Consider the following 17823-nt stretch of genomic DNA (forward strand, 5'->3'; position numbering starts at 1 on the left):
AAGGCGGTCTTCGGGCAAAGGACCCCTCCGCCGTTCGGGTGGCGAAGGTAACGATCGGGTAAACCCTACCCCGGGCGTCCTGGGAATGCCATGTACGGCTTGGATTTCACGACGCGCGTTTCGTGAGGATTCGATGAGAACCGCGTCATCACTCGAGCCCCGCCGCCTCGGCCAGGCGGTCGAAGATGGACGGTGTGGCGGCCACGACGAGGGGTGCGCGCGGACCGCCATCGGGCTCCGCGCGGCCGAACCGGCCGCCCGCCTCGGTCACGAGGAGGGACCCCGCCGCGAGATCCCACGGGGCGAGCCCGCGCTCGAAGTAGCCGTCGAGGCGTCCGGCCGCGACGTACGCGAGGTCGCTCGCCGCCGATCCGCCGCGCCGCAGATCGCGCGCCGGCACCGCGGGCATCACGCGGCCGATGAGCTCGATGTCGCCGGGTCGCGTCGCCGGGTCGTAGCCGAAGCCGGTCGCGAGGAGCGCGCCGGCACCGCCGACCTCAGGGTTGACGGCGAGCCGGTTCACACCCAGCCACGCGCCCTCATTGCGCGCGGCGTGGAAGATCTCGCCGAGCACCGGGGTGTAGACGACGCCCGCCAGCGCCTCCCACTCGCCGGGGGTCGGCTCACCTTGCACGGCCGCGATGCTGACCGCGTACGACGGGATGCCGTACGCGTAGTTGACGGTGCCGTCGATCGGGTCGACGACCCACGTCACGCCGCTCGCACCCTGAGCTCCGCCGGTCTCCTCGCCGAGGAACCCGTCGTCGGGCCGGGCCGCCGTCAGGCGGGCCCGGATCAGTGCCTCGACCTCTCGATCTGCCTCCGTCACGATGTCGGCGAGGGCGGTCTTGGTCGCCGCGATCGCGACGCCGGCTTCGCGGAGCGACCGCGCGAGCTCCCCGGCTTCGCGGGCGATGTCGATGGCAAGGGATTCGAGGTCGTGCTCGAGGCTCATGCCTCCACGGTAACGAACCGGCGGCGACGCCCCGCCACCGGGCGGGCGAACCACATTCGACATCGCGGCGAGAGGACGAGGGCTGGGTAGCGTGGTGCGCATGGTCGCTGCCGCCCGCCCCTCCGGCTATGACGTCGCCATCGTCGGCGGCGGTCACAACGCCCTCGTCGCCGCCGCGTACCTGGCACGGGCCGGATGCTCGGTCGTCGTCCTCGAACGGCTGGACCACGTCGGCGGCGCCGCGGTGTCGGAGCGGCCGTGGGCCGGCGTCGACGCGCGGATCTCGCGGTACTCGTACCTCGTCAGCCTGCTGCCGCAGGGCATCATCGACGACCTCCGCCTCGAGATCCGTCTCCTCCGCCGCCGCTACTCGTCCTACACCCCGGATCCGGCGAGCCCGTCGCGCGGGATCCTGATCGATACGGCGGACGCTGCGGCCACCGCCGACTCGTTCAGCCGAGTCACCGGGGGCCCCGCAGAAGCACGGCGGTTCGCCGACTTCTCCCACCGGATCGAACCGGTCGCGCGCCTCCTCTTCCCCTCGATGATGCGGCCGCTTGCTCGCGAACACGAGGTGCTGACGGAGCTCGGAGATGCCCGGCTCTGGTCCGACCTCTTCGAGCGTCCGCTGGGTGACATGCTGCGGTCATCGTTCGACACGGACATCACCCGCGGCATCGCCCTCACCGACGGGCTCATCGGCACCTTCGCCTCGGCCGACGACGAGAGCCTGCGCCAGAACCGATGCTTCCTCTACCACGTGATCGGCGGCGGAACCGGGCACTGGGACGTGCCCGTCGGCGGCATGGGCGGCGTGACGGCGGAGCTGTCGCGCGCCGCGCGCCAGGCGGGCGCCGAGCTGCGTACGAACACCGAGGTGACCGCCGTGGCACCAGGCGGCGAGATCACGCTCGCCGATGGTGGTTCCATCCATGCGCGACTGGCGCTGAGCGGTGTCGGCCCCGCCGTGCTCGCGCGGCTGCTCGCAGCGAGCGGCGCCGGCGCCTCGCTCGGCAGCGCCCCGGCGCCCGAGGGCGCGCAGCTGAAGGTGAACATGCTGCTGAAGCGCCTCCCCCGCCTGCGCGACGACCGCGTCGCCACCGAGGCCGCGTTCGCCGGCACGTTCCACGTCAACGAGACCATGACCCAGCTCGACGACGCGTACCGGGCGGCCGCGAGCGGCGGCATCCCCGATCCCCTCCCGGCCGAGATCTACTGCCACTCCCTCACCGACCCGACGATCCTCGGCCCAGGGCTCCGCGCATCGGGCGCGCAGACCCTCACGCTCTTCGGCCTGCAGGTGCCGCACCGCCTCCTCGACGGACGGGACACGGATGCTGCGCGCGCCGCGCTCCTGGAAGCGGCCCAGCGCTCACTCGACGCGGTGCTGGGCGAGCCCCTCGCCGACTGCATCTACGAGGCCCCTGACGGCACGCCGTGCGTCGAGGCGCGGACCACCGCCGACCTCGAGCTGTCGCTCGGTATGGTCGGCGGCGACATCTTCCACGGGCCGCTCTCGTGGCCGTGGGCGGGCGATGACGAGCCTCTCGACACGCCCGCTCGACGGTGGGGCGTCGCGACGGAGCATCCGGACGTGCTGCTGTGCGGCTCGGGCGCGCGCCGCGGCGGCGCGGTCAGCGGCCTCGGCGGCCACAACGCCGCCATGGCCGCGCTCGAGCTGCTCGCCCGCTGACCGTCCCGCGCTCAGGGACGCGGCGGCAGCGGCGGAGGCGGCGGGTAGCCCTCGTACCCGGACGGCGTCCTCGACGGCTCGGGAGCCGCCGACTCGGAGGCCGCAGGCTCGGGAGTCGGCGCGGCGAGCTCCGCCGGCGCCGGCTCGATCCGCGTGAACACGTGCGCGCCCGGCGACGGGTACCCCGTGTAGTACGCGTTCCAGTCCGGCGAGCCGTCCGGGAGCATCGGGAGCGGCGTGACCGCGTCGACGTACGTCGGCCACGGCAGGAGGTCCTGCGCGGCCGGCGCGATGGCGGCCGGCGTCGTCGGCGAGGTGGCCGTGTGATGCACGGCGTACGAACGGGGCCGCTTCGGCGCGAACAGCACGTTGACGAGGGGAACGAGCGCCGTGCCCACGGCGGCGAGGATCGCGACCGCGACGACGATGCGCCAGTAGATGTCGGCGAAGTACAGCCACTCCCAGAACGCCAGCGGGATGATCAGCAGCGCCGCGAGTCCTACGACCAGCGCGATCGTGAGGACGACAACCGTGCGGGTGAAAGGGGTGTCGTGGCGCTGGAAAGCCTTGATGTACAGGCGCACGTGCAGCAGCACGAGCTGCAGGATCAGCACGATCAGCAGGAACTGGATGACCCGCGAGACCCCCAGCCACGGAAAGCGGTCGGGCATCCAGATCATGATGGCGCCGATGAGGAGGGCGACGATCCACGACGCCATGCTCGCCAGGGCGAACCAGCTCGGCCGACGGGGCGCCAGGTGCGCGTCGAGGATGGCGACGCCGGCGAACGCGGCGAGCAGCAGGATCGTCAGGAACGCCCGGCCGATGAGGCCGTTCTGCGATCCGATCAGCACCCAGACGACGCAGACCAGCGCCGCGGCGATGAGGGCGCCGATCGCGACCCAGATGGCGGCGCGCAGCAACGGCGAGGGCGAGGCATCCGTCCGTCCGGCTTCCCCTCTCGGAGCGGGCGTCGCATAGGGGTCGGGCGCAGTCATGGCGTTCCTCTCGTGACGCGGGCGGGGTGCCTGCACCGCCCATCCTGACACGCCGACCCGGGCCGCGTGGGAGGTGATCGCGGCCGGGGTCGCCGACTGGATGGGAACGGATGCCTCGGCCACGGTGCGTCCGAGATCCTCGACGAGCTCGGCACCCGTGAGGGCGAGCAGGGCGCTGCACGGAACGAAGAGCTCGATGCCGCGCACTCCCCCGCCGATGACGATCTCGGGCGCGACGCCGTACCGCTCGCGGAACGCTGCCGTGTCGGCGAGCGACGCGTCGATCGCGGCGACGGCACGGTCGCCGCCACGGCGGGATCGCTGCGCGAGGCCGCCGGCGACGACAGGGCTGACGAGCTCGGGATGCCGCGTCGCGGCCTCCGGGGTGAGGGCGCCCGTGGCCGTCCAGATCATCGCCTCAGGCCGGCGCCGCAAACCACGAAGCGCCCCGCGATGCGGGACGCTTTCGGATGGTGGCGAGTGAGGGATTCGAACCCCCGAAGTCTAAGACGGCTGATTTACAGTCAGATCCCTTTGGCCGCTTGGGTAACTCGCCAGGTGCGCACCCGTCCGACTTTTCCAGACGACCGGAGGCGCGATCCACCATCTTACGCGTAGATCCTCGAGGTCAGAAATCGAGAGCGCTCACGTGCCCATGCGGTCGAGATCCAGGGTCTCGAGCGCGCTCGGCGTGCGCAGCAGCGCCCCCTCGAACCGGCACGTCGCGGCGGCTGCGTCCATCGCCGAGACCAGCACGGCGTCCCACTCCTCCGCGCTGTCGGGCGTCCCCGCGACGAGCGCGGCGATCGTGGCGGCGAAGGCGGCGTCGCCGGCGCCCATCGTGTCGACGATGCGGCCCGGAAGGTTCGAGATCGGCCGTGTCACCACGATGTCGCCGGCCTCGATCGTGGCGCCGGCGGCACCCTCGGTCGCCAGCACGGCGCGGGCACCGAGGTCGATGAGGCGGGCGCGCATTGCGTCGAGCCTCTCGTCGTGCAGCAGCGCGGCGTCGTCTTCGCCGACCTTCACGAGCGCGGCACCGGCCGCAAGAGCCTCGAAGCCCCGCACGAACTCGTCCTTGTCGTGCAGCATGCCCGCGCGCGGGTTGGGGTCGACCGCGACGGACGCGTCGGCCCCGGCGACCGCTTCGGCCAGCTCGGCCGCCTGCTCGGGGTCGTCGAAGGCGAAGCAGCTCACGACCACGAGGTCGGCGCCCGCGAAGGCCTGGCGCTCGGCCTCGCCGAAGCGGATCCGGCGTCGCTGCGACGCCTCGTTGAACTCGTACACGGGCTCCCCCGCACCGGAGCGGGTGCTCACGGCGCGCGCAGTGCCCAGCAGCGACGGGGTCGCGAGCAGGCCCACGCCGAAGTCGGCGAGGTAGCGCCGCACGCGCGATGCGGGCTCATCGTCACCCAGCATCGCGACGAGGGTGGCCGGCACGCCGAGCCGCGCGAGCCCGACCGCGACGTTGAGCGCAGCCCCGCCGACGAACTCCCGCACGCCGTGGTCGTCGCGCAGCTCGTCGATGAGCGCGTCGCCCACCACGATGACGGTCATCGCCTCACTCCTGCGGTCTCGAGCACGCGGCCGACGAAGGCCTCGGTGCGCCGGCGCGTGCCGTCGATCTTCATGTCGACGCTCGCGCGCACCTCGTTCGGCGCGAGCGGTGGCGCCAGGCGCACGTTCTCGTGGCACGACAGATCGGCGCAGATGTACGTGCCGACGCTGTCGCCGTGCACGCCGGCCTCACCGGCCTTGCGTGCCGTGTACATGGTGACCTGGTCGGCCGGCTGCATCGTGTGGCACAGGTTGCAGAGCGCCGCGCGGGCGTGGGACGAGCCCTCCGCGCCGCGCAGCACGACACCGGCGGGTTCTCCGTCGATCTCGGCGACCAGGTAGCCCCGGCCCCGCGTGCGCGGGTCGCGCCACGCCAGGAAGTCGAGATGGTCCCAGTCTGTGAGCACGAAGTCGTGAGGCAGGGTGACGAGACGCAGCTCGTCGGCGGAGGCGTTCACGAATGCGGAACGCAACTCATCTTCGGTCAGTGGGCGCATGGCACCTCCTCGCCCGCCCAGTCTACGAAGGACGACGGATGCCGCCACCCCGCGTCTTCGCGGCGCGCGGAGCGGCAGCATCCGTCCTGCGACGCGCTCTGCGCGATCAGCCCTTCGTGGCTCCGGCGGTGAGGCCGCCGACGATGTACCTCTGCAGCAGCAGGAAGACGATGACGACCGGAATCGCGGCCATCACCGCCCCCGCGGCGAAGCCCGACCAGTCCGCGTAGCGCGGGTTCGACACGAGCTTGGTCAGACCGACGACGAGCGTCTGCTTGTCGGGATCGATGAGCAGCACGCTCGCGATCATGTACTCGTTCACGATGCCGATGAACGACAGCAGTCCGACGACGGCGAGGATGGGTGCGACCAGGCGCAGGATGATCGTGAAGAAGATGCGCGCGTGGCCGGCCCCGTCGATCTTCGCCGCCTCGTCGAGCTCCTTCGGGATCGTGTTGAAGAAGCCGTACATGAGGTAGGTGTTCACGCCCAGCGCGCCGCCGAGGTAGATCAGGATCAGACCGCTCAGCGTGTTGAGTCCGATCGCCGGGAACCAGTCGCTGATGGAGCTGAACATGAGGAAGATCGCCACGACGGCAAGCATCTGCGGGAACATCTGCACGACCACGATCGTGATGAGGCCCACACGGCGGCCCGTGAAGCGCATGCGCGAGAAGGCGTACGCGGCCAGTGCCCCGATGAACACCATCGTGAATCCGGTGATCAGCGCCACGATCATGGTGTTGAGGAACCACTGCGGGTACGGGATCTGCGGGTCGGTGAGGATGCGCACGTAGCTGTCGATGCCGACCGCCGAGAACAGCTGATTGGTGCCGGTGAGGGTGCCGCTCGGGTTCAGCGACGCCGACAGCACGTAGAGCAGCGGAAAGATCGCGAATGCCGACACCACGATCGCGACGAGGTGCCGCCAGCCGGTGTCGGCGAACCACTTGCCGAACGGGCGACGGCGCACCGGCCGTTCGGCACGTGGCGAGGGCGCCATGCCCGGGGCCGCGGTCTCGAACTGCTCGGCGGCGCTGCCGCCGGCGACGGCGAGGGTCGCGTTCTGCGTGACGGTCTTGTCGGGATGGGCGAGACGGTCCTGAGATTCCGACATGTCAGTTCAGCTCCTCGAGGGCCTTGGTCTTACGGAAACTGATCACCGCGATGACGGCGACCACGATGAAGATCAGGATCGTGAACGCCGAGGCGAGACCGTAGTCGCGGTTCTGCCCGGTGAAGGCGACCTTGTACACCATCGAGATGAGCAGGTCGGTGTGTCCCGCCGGTATCGCCGTGTCCTCGAATCGCGGACCGCCTCCGGTGAGCATGTAGATCAGGTTGAAGTTGTTGAAGTTGAAGGCGAACGACGCGATCAAGAGCGGCGTCACCGTGACGAGCAGGAGCGGCAGCTTGATGCGGCGGAAGATCTGCCACGGGCTCGCACCGTCCATCACGCCGGCTTCATTGACCTCTTCGGGGATGCCCTGCAGCGCTCCCATGCACACGAGGAACATGTACGGGAAGCCGAGCCAGAGGTTGACCAGCAGGACCGAGAACTTCGCGATCCACGGGTCGGTCAGCCAGCCGATCTCGGCTCCGCCCAGAAGGACCTGGTTGATGAACCCGAAGCTCTTGTTCATCATGCCCGCCCAGATGAGGGCCGACAGGAACGCCGGGAACGCATAGGGCAGGATCAGCATGATCCGGTACCCGTTCTTGAACCGCATCCGCGTGTTCTGGAAGAGCATCGCCAGCAGCAGACCGAGGAAGAAGGTCGTGGCCACCGAGACGATCGCGAAGACGAAGGTCCATGCCGTCACCGCCAGCAGCGGGCCGCGGATCGTCGTGTCGGTCAGGGCGCGCACGAAGTTGTCGAAGCCGACGAAGACCTGCCATCCGGGCAGCAGCTGTTCGCCGGACTCGGACGTGAAGGCGCCCTCGCCATCGTCTGTATAGACCGTCCCGGTCGTGGTGTCGGTCATCGTGTCGGCGGATGCGTCGTATACGAGGGTGGAGGTGTAGAGGTACCCCTTCTGGCCGTCCTGGGTGCGGATCGCCCCGTCATTGGGGTCGTCGGTGTACGGCACCGCGAGCTCTTCCACCTCGTTGCTGCGCGCGAGCACGTCCGCGAAGGTGAGCGTGGTCCAGCCGTCGACGGCGACGGCCTTGCCGCCCTCCATGGTGGCGTCGACCGGTTCGAGCGGCTTCAGGTTCGTGCCGAGCGACGCTTCGCCGTCGGTGGGGTCGGTCACCAGGAGGCCGAGTTCGCCGACGCGCTCGACGACGGTCACGTCGAACGTCGGCGAGTCCTCGACACGGACGAGGGATGACCGCATGAGGGACGCGATCGCCTGGTCCTTGGAGCCGTTGTGGCCGGTGCCGTAGTTGGTGAGGCCGATGTAGGCGGTGTAGCTCAGGGTGAAGATCTGGAACACGACCAGCAGGATGATGCCCGGGGTCAGATACTTCGCCGGGATCTGCTTGCGGGAGAAGTAGATCCAGTTGACGAGGATCGTCACGGCCGTCACCAGCGTGAGGACGAGCCACTCGTTGTGCAGGAAGAGGACGAAGACGGCATAGAGCGCGACGGCGTCCACGATCGCCAGCATCACGATCTTGAGGACCAGCCAGCGGAGACGGCCTCCGGCGGCGTCGGCCATGCGGGCGGCGCTGCGCTGCCTCGGCGTCTGCGGCGGGGCCTTCTCGTCAGTCGCGGTCGAGAGAGTATCGGTCATCGATCATCCTCATCATCGGGACCGGGACGGATGCCTCGGCATCCGTCCCGGTCGCCTGTCGCGGTCGTGAGACCGCAGGGTGTTACTTGATGGCGGCGCTCACGTCGTCGGTGAGCTTCTGCCACGTCGCCGTCGGGTCGGCGCCGTTGATGATCGCGGCCTCGGCGATTCCCCAGTACTGCCACACGGCACCCATCGCCGGGATGGCGGGCATCGGGACGGCGTCGGCACCGACGGTCTGGAATCCGGCGATGATCGGGTCGGCGGCCGCCGTGTCGGCAGCGGCGGTGAGGGCGGGCAGCACGTTGCCGGCCTTGAAGAGCTCGAGCTGGACGTCCTCGGTTCCGATGTAGTTGACGAGGAAGTCGTTCGCGGCGACCTTGTTGTCGGACTCGGAGCTCACGAAGAAACCCTTGACGCCCGCGAACGGCTGAGCGGCGGCGTCGGTCGGGCTCGGGATCGGGTCGATCGCGACGTTGATGCCCGCGTCGGTCGCGACGCCGACGTTCCACGGGCCAGTCAGCCAGAAGGCCGCCTCGCCCTCGGTGAACTTCGTCTTGGCGATGTCGCCGTCGACGTCGGTGTTGACGTTGCCGGCCGCGCCCTGCGCGCCGAGCCAGGTGGCGAACTGGAAGCCGCCCTCGTTGCCGATCTGCAGGTCGGCCGGGTCGTAGTTGCCCTCGGCGTCGGTGCCGAACACCGGCGCCCCGAACGCGGTCTGGAACGGGTACAGGTGGTACGGGTCGCCCTCGACGCCCTGCTGGACGACGAACGGGGAGGTGAGGCCGGCGGCCTGGCCCTTCGCGATCATGTCGTCGAAGCTCGTGGCCGGCTCGGGGATGATGTCGGCGTTGCGGAGGATCGCGATGTTCTCGACGGCGTACGGGAGCATGTAGGTCGTGCCCTCGTAGGTCGACGCCTGCAGCGCGACCGGGAGGTAGTCGCCGGCGGTGTCGCCGAGCTCGATCGGAGCCACCACGCCGTTGGTCGACAGCTCGCCGAGCCAGTCGTGGGCGCCCATGACCACGTCGGGGCCCTTGCCCGTCGGAGCCTGCTGGATGAAGTCGTCCTTGATCTTGCCGGTGTCCTTGCCCACCAGGTCGACCTTGACGCCGGTCTTCTCGCTGTACGCGTCGGCCGCGCCCTTCAGCGCATCGACGCGCTCGGAGTCGACCCAGACGGTCAGCGTCGACGTGGCGTCGCCCTCGTCGGTCGAACCGGCGTCGTTTGCGCTGCCCGCGCAGCCCGCGAGGACGATCGATGCGACGGCGAGACCGCCGAGCGCGAGCCAGCTCTTCTTGTTCACCTTCATCGGTGCAGTGCCTCTCTGGAGTGCTGAGTGAGTCCGGCCGCACTGCCGGTCGCGACGGTGCGGGTTCGACTCTCGCTGCGAAATGCAAGCGCTTACATTTGTAACTCAGCACTCGTCATATGGCAACACCGGGTTCGGATCGATATCTCGCCGTGACTTTCAGGGCCCGTTTGGAATCGCTTGCACGGAGGCGGCGACGAGAATGGCGTGCAGCAGCACCCGTTCTCCCGCGCCGCGCGACAGCCGCAGATAGACTGCCCGCCATGGCAGATTCTTCGTTCGACATCGTCAGCAAGGTCGACCACCAGGAGGCGGAGAACGCCCTCAACCAGGCCCGCAAAGAGATCGAGCAGCGCTACGACTTCAAGGGCACCGGGGCCTCCATCGAGTGGAGCGGCGAGTCCGTGCTCATCAAGGCGAGCACCGAGGACCGCGCGAACGCCGTCCTCGACGTCTTCCAGTCCAAGCTCATCAAGCGGGGCATCTCCCTGAAGAGCCTCGACTCGGGCGAACCCTTCGCCAGCGGCAAGGAGTACCGCATCGTCTCGACCATCAAGGACGGCATCTCGTCGGAGAACGCGAAGAAGATCTCGAAGATCATCCGCGACGAGGGCCCCAAGTCGGTGAAGTCGCAGATCCAGGGCGACGAGCTGCGCGTGCAGTCGAAGTCCCGCGACGACCTGCAGGAGGTGCAGCGCCTGCTCAAGGCCGCCGACCTCGACGTCGACCTCCAGTTCGTCAACTACCGCTGACGCGAGCCGCTGACCTGGGGTTTTTTGGTTTCAGTCCGCACGGAGTCCGCAGAATTGCGGATCTCCGTCATGAACGACGCGGTTGCGGACCGTGTTTTGTCCTCCGCGGACGGCCAGAGGTGGCTATAGACGTTCAGCGTGATGGACGGCGTGGAGTGTCCGAGCGCGCGCTGCACGGTGACGACATCGCAGCCCTGCGCGATCAGGTTCGACGCGAACGTGTGGCGAAGCGTGTGCAGGGTGATCTCGTCAGAGAGGCCAATGGCTTGCCGGATGCGGCGCCACTCCTCCGCAGCGTTGTTGCGGTGCCAGAGCCGGCCGAGCGGGGTGACGAAGAGCTGCTCGTCGTGATCGGTGACGTTCTGGCGTTGGACGTGAGCGGCCAGTGACGCCATCAGCTCGTCGGGGACGTAGACCGTGCGCTCGGATTCGTACTTGGGCGGCACGATCTGGGCGGTGGTGTTCGTCGCGCCCTGCACCTGGCGGGCGACGCTGATCGAGCGCCCGAGAAAGTTCACATCCCGCAGCTGCAGCCCGGCAGCCTCGCCGAGCCGCAAGCCGGCGAAGACGCAGACCTCGACGAAGCCGCGGAAGTCAGCGGCCGCCTCGAGCGCGGCGTTGACCTCCTCCGCGGACATGATCCGCATGGCGGCCTCGGCCTTCCGACCCCGAGGGGCTTTGACGCCCACGGCCGGGCTCGACGCGATGACCTTGTCGGCGACGGCAGCGCGGAACGACATCTGCACGTAGTTGAGGCGCGTCCTGATGGTGGAAGCTGCCAGCCCGCGTTTCGACTCCGCGGCCACCCACGCCTGGACATGCGACGACTTGATGCCCGCGATCGGGCCGTCGCGCCACGGGACGCTCTGCACCGCGACGGCCGCCGCCTCGTGGGTGCCCACCGCCCAGGACTGTCGCTCCATCCACCGGGTCGCCCATTCGTCCCAGGTGATTCGTCCCGCTTTGGGGTCGACATACTGCCCGGTGACGACGGCGGCCGCGACTTCGTCGAGCCACCGTTGCGCATCGCGCTTGAGAGTGAAGTGACGGGCGTGCTCCCGTCCGGCGTCATCGCGGTAGCGGGCGCGCCAGACGCCGTCAGTTCTCTGCTTGATCGATGCCATCGTCTTCCTCCGCCCGGTCGCCGCGGTCGCGTTTGGCCTCCTCGATCACCTCGCGGACGCGCGCGAGGAAGGCGTCGGTGTGGACGCTGGAGGCGGCATGGGTTCTGTTCAACCATCCACCCGCTTCGCTGATGCCGCGTTGGTTCGCCTCGGCGCGGGCGAGCCCGTCCAGCGCGGCGTCGATGGCACTTCGGGTCACGATGGTGAGCGAATCTTTGGGCCACTCGGACTCGGGTCGGTCGTCGATCGCGCGGGCGAGCCTCAGTTGTGCATCGAATGCCACTCCGGCGAGTTCGGCGATCTCGTCGAGCAGGTTGGCGAAGTCGACCACTTCGGCGTGGAGGTCGAGCTCTTGAGGTGTTGCGAGCAGCAGATCCGGATTGATCCGCAGCACAACGCCGAGTCCTTCCGCTTCGGTGAGGCGCAACGGTCGCTCACCCTTCTCGACCGACCACACAGTGGCTTGGGACCACTTGAAACCTCGCGCGCGCATAGCCTCGGCGAGATCCTTCTGGCTCATGCCGTTTCTGATGCGGGTGAGGTTCGTGCCGATCTGCTCGTCTGTCGCCATGGTCGGATGCTACTACGCACGGCTATTGTAGGCGACTAGAGATTGTGGTTCACTAAGCTATCCAGTTGGCTTCAACTAGCAAGGCGGGTGATGAGATGGATCGCATTCTGTTCCTGGACGAGGTGGCCGAGCGCCTGCGGCGGACTCCAGCGCAGCTGAGGTGGATGCTGCACACGGGCTCGGCACCGAAGTCGGCAATGATCGCCGGCAGGCGGTGCTGGCGGGAGTCTGACGTGGAGAAGTTCATCGCGGACGCGTTCGCTGACTCGCAGGGCTGAGGACGGTACGACGTCCGCACCTCCACAGCGTTGCTGATAGGTCGTGGGGTGGGCATCGGCTCGATAGGCGGCAAGCCACGGCCGGAGCGTGGGAGATGTCAATGTGGAGCACGCGCAGCGGAGCGAGCATGAACGACATTGACCTCGCCAAGCGCAGGCTGAGGATGGGCCGTCGAGGCGATGGCCTGTCGTGATCGCGTGCGAGTTCCGCTGACGACGCGGCCCTGACCGCCGCTGGGCGGTAAGGAGGTCCGTGATGTTTGCTTCAAGCGCCGCTGGCGCCTTCGACCCTCGTCGTGGCCGTTGATCCGGGGAAGGTGATGAATCGCGTCTGGGTCAGTGACGGGGCGGGCCCGGTGACCGAGCCGGTCTCGATGCCTGTCTCGCGCCGGGCCGCGCAGCATCGGCCCGACGACGCCAAAGCCGTCGACGCGTGACATCGAGGTGGGGCCGATCCCCTTCAGATGCAGATCGCGCAGGCGCCCCGACCCGTCGCGGCGATCGCCGAGAAGCGCCGCGCGACCGTCGCCGAGGATCGGCTTGTACACCCCCCCCACTGAGGGAAGGCCTCCGCCCAGACGCGCTCGAGCACCGGCGCTTCATGCGCGAGGGTCACGCGCGCTGTCGCTGCAGCGCGCGTCCCAGCCGCGCCGCGGCCTCAGTGAGCTGGTCCTGAGAAGTGTCCCCGAAGGCGAGTCGCAGATGGCGTGCAGCATCCGTCCCGGGTCCTGAGGGGAAGAAGGCGCCGCGCTGATATTCGACGCCCTCGGCGCTCGCGTCGGCGGCGAGGCGGTCGGCGTCGACGCTCGCATCACGCAGCCGCGGCCACAGGAACAGGCCGCCGCCGGGCACCTCGACGTCGAAGGCACCGGGCGCCTCCCGATCGATCGCCTCCGCGAGCGTGCGGGCACGCGACGCGTACGTCGCCCGCGCGCGGTCGAGGGTCCGATCGAAGAGGCCGGGATCCTGCGTCAGCAGCTCGGCCACGACGGCCTGCACGAACGTGGACGAGTGCGAGTCCTGACGGCTCCGCAGCGCGACGATGTCGGGCGTCAGCGACTCCGGCAGCACGAGCCATCCCAGCCGCAGTCCGGGGCCGAGGGTCTTCGTGAATGTGTTGATGTGAATGACGCGCTCGGAGTGGTTGAACGGCTCCTCCTTCGGCGCCCGACCGCTGAACCGCAGCTCACGATAGGGGTTGTCGGCGAACACGACGAAGCCGTAGTGCTCCGCGAGCCGCACCAGCTCGCGGCGGCCCTCGAGCGGCAGCGATCCCTGCGTCGGGTTGTGGAAGTCGGGCACCGTGTACAGCGCCGCCGGACGCGCGCCGCCCTTCAGGAGCCCGCTCAGCTCCTCGATGTCGATGCCGTGCGCACCCACCCGCACCGGAAGCGTGCGCCCAGCCGACAGCTCGAGGCCCCGCAGGAACAGCGGGAAGATCGGGTTGTCGACCGCCACGAGGTCGCCGCGCTCGACGGTCGTCTGGATCGCGAGCGCGAGCCCGTGGAAGCCGCCGTTGGTCACGACGATGCGCGAGACCGGCACGCCCTCGCGGGCCGCGATCCACTCCCGCAGCGCCGGAATACCCTCCGTCCGCGAGTACTGCAGTGCCGGCAGTCCGGGTTGTGACAGCACACGAGCGGTCGCCTCGGCGAGCTCGCGCGCGGGCAGCACGGCGGGATCCGGGATGCCGCCGAGCAGCTCGATCGCATCGGCTCGGCGCTCGCGGAGCGTCTGGTCGCCGAAGCCCTTCGGAGCGGTGAACGCGCTCACCAGCGCGGTGCGGCGATCGAGTGCGGGCAGCGTGTCGAGGGTCATTCCAGACTCCAGTTCTCAGGCGGTGCGAGCGAGTTCGGTGGGGATGCGCGATTCCGGACGCGGGATCGCCGACAGCAGGGTCTTCGTGTACTCGTCCTGCGGGTCGGAGAAGACCCGCTCGACGGGGCCGCTCTCGACGACTCGGCCGCTGCGCAGCACCGAGATCGAGTCGGCGACCTGCCGCACGAGCGCGAGGTCGTGCGAGACGAAGAGGTACGTGAGCCCGCGCTCGGCCTGCAGCGTCAGCAGCACATCGAGGATGTCGGCCTGCACGCTGACGTCCAGGGCGCTCGTCGGCTCGTCGAGCACGATGACGTCGGGCTCGAGCACGAGCGCGCGCGCGATGGCGACGCGCTGCCGCTGACCACCCGACAGCTCGGCGGGCCGGCGCCGGGCGTGGGCGGGCGTCAGGCCGACGGCGGCGAGCGTCTCCGACACGCGGGCGGCCCGTTCGCGACGCGCGCCGACGCGATACCGATCGAGCGGCTCGCGCGCGATGGCGCCGACGCGCCACGCGGGGTCGAGCGAGGTGAACGGGTTCTGGTACACGAGCTGCAGATGACGACGGATGCCGCGGACCGCCTCCGCGCTGCGATCGACGACCGAGTCCCCGTCGACGAGAAGCGCGCCGTCATCCGGCCGCTCGAGGCCGAGGAGGGTCCGGAGGGCGGTCGTCTTGCCGGAGCCGGACTCGCCCACGAGGGCATGGGTGGTGCCGGCGGGCACGGCGAACGACACGTCGTCAAGGGCCTTCAATGCCCTCCCGTCGGCGGAGAACGTCTTCGTGAGGCCGCACACCTCGATGCGCAGCGGCGGACCGACTTCGGGCAACCGCTGCGCGCGGAGCGGCGCGTAGCGCTCCGGATTGAGGGCGGGAGCATCCGCCTGCAGTCGCAGCGTGTAGTCCGAACCGGGCTGGGCGAAGACGTCACGGGTGGCCCCGGCATCCTGGACGCGGCCGTCTTTCAGGACCACGATGCGGTCGGTGCGCTCCCCGGCGATGGCGAGGTCGTGCGTGATCAGCAGCAGGCCGATGCCGCGCTCGGTCTGCAGCTGGGTCAGCAGGTCGAGTATGCGCTTCTGGATCGTGACGTCGAGCGCGCTGGTGGGCTCATCGGCCACGATGAGCGAGGGCGCCGGGATCAGCGCGAGGCCGATGAGCACGCGCTGCAGCATGCCGCCCGACAGCTGATGCGGGTAGGAGTCGTAGACCCGCTGCGGGTCGGGGAGCCCGACCTTCTCGAACGTGTCGAGGATCAGCAGCCGTCGAGCCTTCGCATCGCGGGGCTCGACGAGCGCCGCAGCCTCGTGCGCCTGCGCCCCGATGCGGCGCACCGGATTGAGTGCGTTCGCCGGGTCCTGCGGCACGAAGCCGATCTGCCGGCCGCGCAGCGGCCGGAAGCGGCGCTCGGGCAGCGCGAGCGTCTCTGTTCCCTGGAACTCGACGCGTCCGCGCGCCCGCGATCCGTCGGGCAGCAGCCGCAGGATCGAGCGCGCGATCGTGGACTTGCCGGATCCGGACTCACCGATCAGCGCGAGGCTCTCACCGCGCGCCAGGCGGAAGCCGACGTCGAAGACGACGGGCGTCGATCCGTACGAGACCGACAGGCCGTCGACGCGGAGGAGGTCGGGAGAGGTCATGGGCGATCCTTCTGTCGGGCGGTCAGGAGGTCTTGCGCAGCCAGCGGCTGATGCGGTTGATCGAGAGGACCGTGGCGACGGTGACGAGCGCGGGATACAGGACCAGCCACGGCGCGCGGGGGTAGTCCTTGCCCGACGAGATGAGCAGGCCCCAGTCCGACGCGGGTGGCGGATCGCCGTAGCCGAGGAACGCGAGTCCCGCGATCACGAGGATCGACAGGCCGAACTGCAGCACGGCGAGCGTCAGCACCGAGCGAGAGGCGTTGGGCAGCACATGTCGGAACAGGATGTGGCCGCGGGAGCCTCCCTGCAGAGCGGATGCCTCGACGAAGACCGCGCGCCGGGTCTTGATGACCTCGGACCGCATGACGCGCGCGAAGACTGCGACCGCCGAGACGCCCGTAGCGATGGCGGCGTTGATGGTCTGGAAGCCGAGCGAGCTGACGATCACGACGGCGAGCAGGAAGCTGGGGATCGCGAGCAGCACATCGACGACGCGTGCGAGCGCGACATCCGTCCACCCCGCGAAGAAGCCCGCGACCAGACCGATCGCACCGCCCACGAAGACCCCGATCCCCACAGCCACGAGCGCGCTCAGCACGGAGGACTGCGTGCCGAATACGACGCGGGCGAATTGGTCGCGGCCCAGCTGGTCGGTGCCGAAGAAGTGCTCGAGGCTGGGCGGCAGGAACTTGTCGGCCGGGACGCCGGCCGCGGGGTCGTACGACGTGAAGAGCGTGGGCACCGTCGACCAGGCGATCACGACCGCCAGGGCGAGAAACGAGGCGATGACGGTCGGCGGGACGACCGTCGCAAGGGCGTGGGTGGCCGTGATGTGGCGTCTGATCGTGAGGGCTGCGCCGGTCATATGACGCTCACCTCCTCCTGGAGAGTGGTCCGGATCGGCTGCTCGGTGGTGGGGTCGGAGTCGCGCGAGCGGAGGCTGTGCTCGAGGCTCACGCGCGGATCGAGCAGGGGGTAGGCGAGGTCGGCGATGAGGTTCACGACCACGAAGACGACGGCGGCGAGCGAAACGACGGCCTGCAGCACCGGCAAGTCTTGACTGGCGACGGCCCGCTGAACGAGCGTGCCGATGCCGGTGCGTCCGAAGATGGTCTCCGTGATGAGCGAGCCGCCGAGCAACTCGCCGACGATGAGCGCCAGCACCGTGATAGTGGGCAGTGCGGAAGGCTTGACGAGGTGCCGGGCAAACAGGCGGGTGCGGCGCAGGCCTTGCGAGCGGGCCACGGCCACGTACTCCTGGCGCGACTCATGGTCCAGGTTGGCGATGAGCACCTCGGCGAGCTGCGCCGAGACGGGGATGCCGAGTGCCACCGCCGCGAAGAAGGTGGACCACGGGCTCTCGGCGTCGATGATGCGGAACAGTCCGAGGCCGAAGGCGAACACCTGGATGAGCAGGAGGCCGATGACGAAGTTCGGCACCGACAGGAACAGCGACGGCAGTGCGCGGAGCAGGCCCTGCCCGTACTCCCCGGGGAGCACCTGCGTGCCCCACGCGATGAGTGCCGCGAGGATGATCGCGACGATGAGTGCCGTCGTGGCGAGGATGAGCGTAGAGGGCAGCGCCTCGGCGATGAGCTGGCTGACCGGCAGGTTGGAGCGCAGCGAGATGCCGAAGTCGCCGATGAGGAATCGGGTGAGCGCGGTCCACAGCTGGGTGAGCAGCGGCTCGTCGAGCCCGTAGTAGGCGATGATGCGATCGATGTCGTCCTGCGTGAACCCGCTGTCGGGGCTCTTCAGTGTGCTCGACACCGGGTCGCCGGGAAGCACGCTGATCACGATGAAGGTGAAGACGTAGGCGAGCAGTACCACGACGACCGCCTGCGCCGTGCGCGAGAGCGCGAACCGCGCGTAAGGGGATTTCATCT

At 69.3% G+C, this 17823-nt stretch carries 17 protein-coding genes and 1 tRNA gene; 3 read left to right on the plus strand and 15 right to left on the minus strand.

The window, feature by feature from the left end; translation table 11 throughout:
• Positions 1-148 precede the first annotated feature (148 nt).
• Positions 149-955 carry an inositol monophosphatase family protein gene (locus MRBLWH3_RS18130; protein ID WP_363435046.1) on the minus strand — a complete coding sequence of 269 codons (807 nt, stop codon included), beginning with the start codon at positions 953-955 and terminating at the stop codon, positions 149-151.
• A gap of 100 nt (positions 956-1055) precedes the next feature.
• Here MRBLWH3_RS18130 and MRBLWH3_RS18135 point away from each other — a divergent pair, with 100 nt between their 5' ends.
• Complete coding sequence (locus MRBLWH3_RS18135) at positions 1056-2648, plus strand: phytoene desaturase family protein (protein ID WP_363435048.1); 1593 nt, start codon at positions 1056-1058, stop codon at positions 2646-2648.
• Between the two features lie 11 nt (positions 2649-2659).
• Here the strand turns inward: MRBLWH3_RS18135 and MRBLWH3_RS18140 are convergent, their stop codons facing one another.
• The 7 genes from MRBLWH3_RS18140 to MRBLWH3_RS18170 all read right to left on the minus strand — a co-directional run bounded on the left by MRBLWH3_RS18140 (position 2660) and on the right by MRBLWH3_RS18170 (position 9750).
• Positions 2660-4060 (minus strand): hypothetical protein, encoded by a 1401-nt coding sequence (locus tag MRBLWH3_RS18140; protein ID WP_363435051.1) that lies wholly within the window; start codon positions 4058-4060, stop codon positions 2660-2662.
• 57 nt (positions 4061-4117) lie between these two features.
• A tRNA-Tyr gene (locus tag MRBLWH3_RS18145) sits at positions 4118-4202 on the minus strand.
• Between the two features lie 89 nt (positions 4203-4291).
• On the minus strand, positions 4292-5203 hold the full coding sequence (locus MRBLWH3_RS18150; RefSeq protein WP_363435053.1) for a PfkB family carbohydrate kinase: 912 nt from the start codon (positions 5201-5203) through the stop codon (positions 4292-4294).
• Positions 5200-5700 carry an FBP domain-containing protein gene (locus MRBLWH3_RS18155; RefSeq protein ID WP_363435056.1) on the minus strand — a complete coding sequence of 167 codons (501 nt, stop codon included), beginning with the start codon at positions 5698-5700 and terminating at the stop codon, positions 5200-5202. Before MRBLWH3_RS18155 ends, MRBLWH3_RS18150 begins: the two co-directional genes overlap by 4 nt.
• 106 nt (positions 5701-5806) lie before the next feature.
• Positions 5807-6703, minus strand: a complete 897-nt coding sequence (locus tag MRBLWH3_RS18160; protein WP_363435628.1) for a sugar ABC transporter permease — start codon at positions 6701-6703, stop codon at positions 5807-5809.
• 115 nt (positions 6704-6818) lie between these two features.
• A complete protein-coding gene (locus tag MRBLWH3_RS18165; RefSeq protein ID WP_363435059.1) occupies positions 6819-8438 on the minus strand; it encodes an ABC transporter permease subunit in 1620 nt (539 codons plus the stop codon).
• Between the two features lie 82 nt (positions 8439-8520).
• Positions 8521-9750 carry a sugar ABC transporter substrate-binding protein gene (locus MRBLWH3_RS18170; RefSeq protein WP_363435062.1) on the minus strand — a complete coding sequence of 410 codons (1230 nt, stop codon included), beginning with the start codon at positions 9748-9750 and terminating at the stop codon, positions 8521-8523.
• 263 nt (positions 9751-10013) lie between these two features.
• Here MRBLWH3_RS18170 and MRBLWH3_RS18175 point away from each other — a divergent pair, with 263 nt between their 5' ends.
• Positions 10014-10502 (plus strand): YajQ family cyclic di-GMP-binding protein, encoded by a 489-nt coding sequence (locus tag MRBLWH3_RS18175; protein ID WP_159842269.1) that lies wholly within the window; start codon positions 10014-10016, stop codon positions 10500-10502.
• On the opposite strand, the gene MRBLWH3_RS18180 is transcribed toward MRBLWH3_RS18175, so the two are convergent.
• Positions 10493-11626: a tyrosine-type recombinase/integrase gene (locus tag MRBLWH3_RS18180; protein WP_363435066.1), complete on the minus strand. Its 1134-nt coding sequence runs from the start codon at positions 11624-11626 to the stop codon at positions 10493-10495. The two genes, MRBLWH3_RS18175 and MRBLWH3_RS18180, sit on opposite strands and share 10 nt — an antisense overlap.
• Entirely contained in the window at positions 11601-12197 is a 597-nt protein-coding gene (locus MRBLWH3_RS18185) for a helix-turn-helix domain-containing protein (protein ID WP_363435069.1), read from the minus strand. Before MRBLWH3_RS18185 ends, MRBLWH3_RS18180 begins: the two co-directional genes overlap by 26 nt.
• 95 nt (positions 12198-12292) lie before the next feature.
• On the opposite strand from MRBLWH3_RS18185, the gene MRBLWH3_RS18190 reads away from it, so the two are divergent.
• Positions 12293-12475, plus strand: a complete 183-nt coding sequence (locus MRBLWH3_RS18190) for a helix-turn-helix transcriptional regulator (RefSeq protein WP_116195901.1) — start codon at positions 12293-12295, stop codon at positions 12473-12475.
• A gap of 98 nt (positions 12476-12573) precedes the next feature.
• Here the strand turns inward: MRBLWH3_RS18190 and MRBLWH3_RS18195 are convergent, their stop codons facing one another.
• Genes MRBLWH3_RS18195 through MRBLWH3_RS18215 form a run of 5 tightly spaced genes read right to left on the minus strand, consistent with a single transcriptional unit; the run spans position 12574 to position 17821 of the window.
• A complete protein-coding gene (locus tag MRBLWH3_RS18195; protein WP_363435073.1) occupies positions 12574-13032 on the minus strand; it encodes a protein adenylyltransferase SelO family protein in 459 nt (152 codons plus the stop codon).
• A 55-nt stretch (positions 13033-13087) separates the two neighbouring features.
• A complete protein-coding gene (locus MRBLWH3_RS18200) occupies positions 13088-14293 on the minus strand; it encodes a PLP-dependent aminotransferase family protein (protein ID WP_363435075.1) in 1206 nt (401 codons plus the stop codon).
• Positions 14294-14308: 15 nt separating this feature from the next.
• Positions 14309-15934, minus strand: coding sequence for an ABC transporter ATP-binding protein (locus tag MRBLWH3_RS18205; protein WP_363435077.1), 1626 nt, complete (start codon positions 15932-15934; stop codon positions 14309-14311).
• Between the two features lie 22 nt (positions 15935-15956).
• Positions 15957-16802 (minus strand): ABC transporter permease, encoded by an 846-nt coding sequence (locus MRBLWH3_RS18210; protein WP_363435080.1) that lies wholly within the window; start codon positions 16800-16802, stop codon positions 15957-15959.
• On the minus strand, positions 16799-17821 hold the full coding sequence (locus tag MRBLWH3_RS18215; RefSeq protein ID WP_363435083.1) for an ABC transporter permease: 1023 nt from the start codon (positions 17819-17821) through the stop codon (positions 16799-16801). Before MRBLWH3_RS18215 ends, MRBLWH3_RS18210 begins: the two co-directional genes overlap by 4 nt.
• Between the last annotated feature and the right edge of the window lie 2 nt (positions 17822-17823).

Source organism: Microbacterium sp. LWH3-1.2 (assembly GCF_040675855.1).
Lineage (GTDB): Bacteria > Actinomycetota > Actinomycetes > Actinomycetales > Microbacteriaceae > Microbacterium.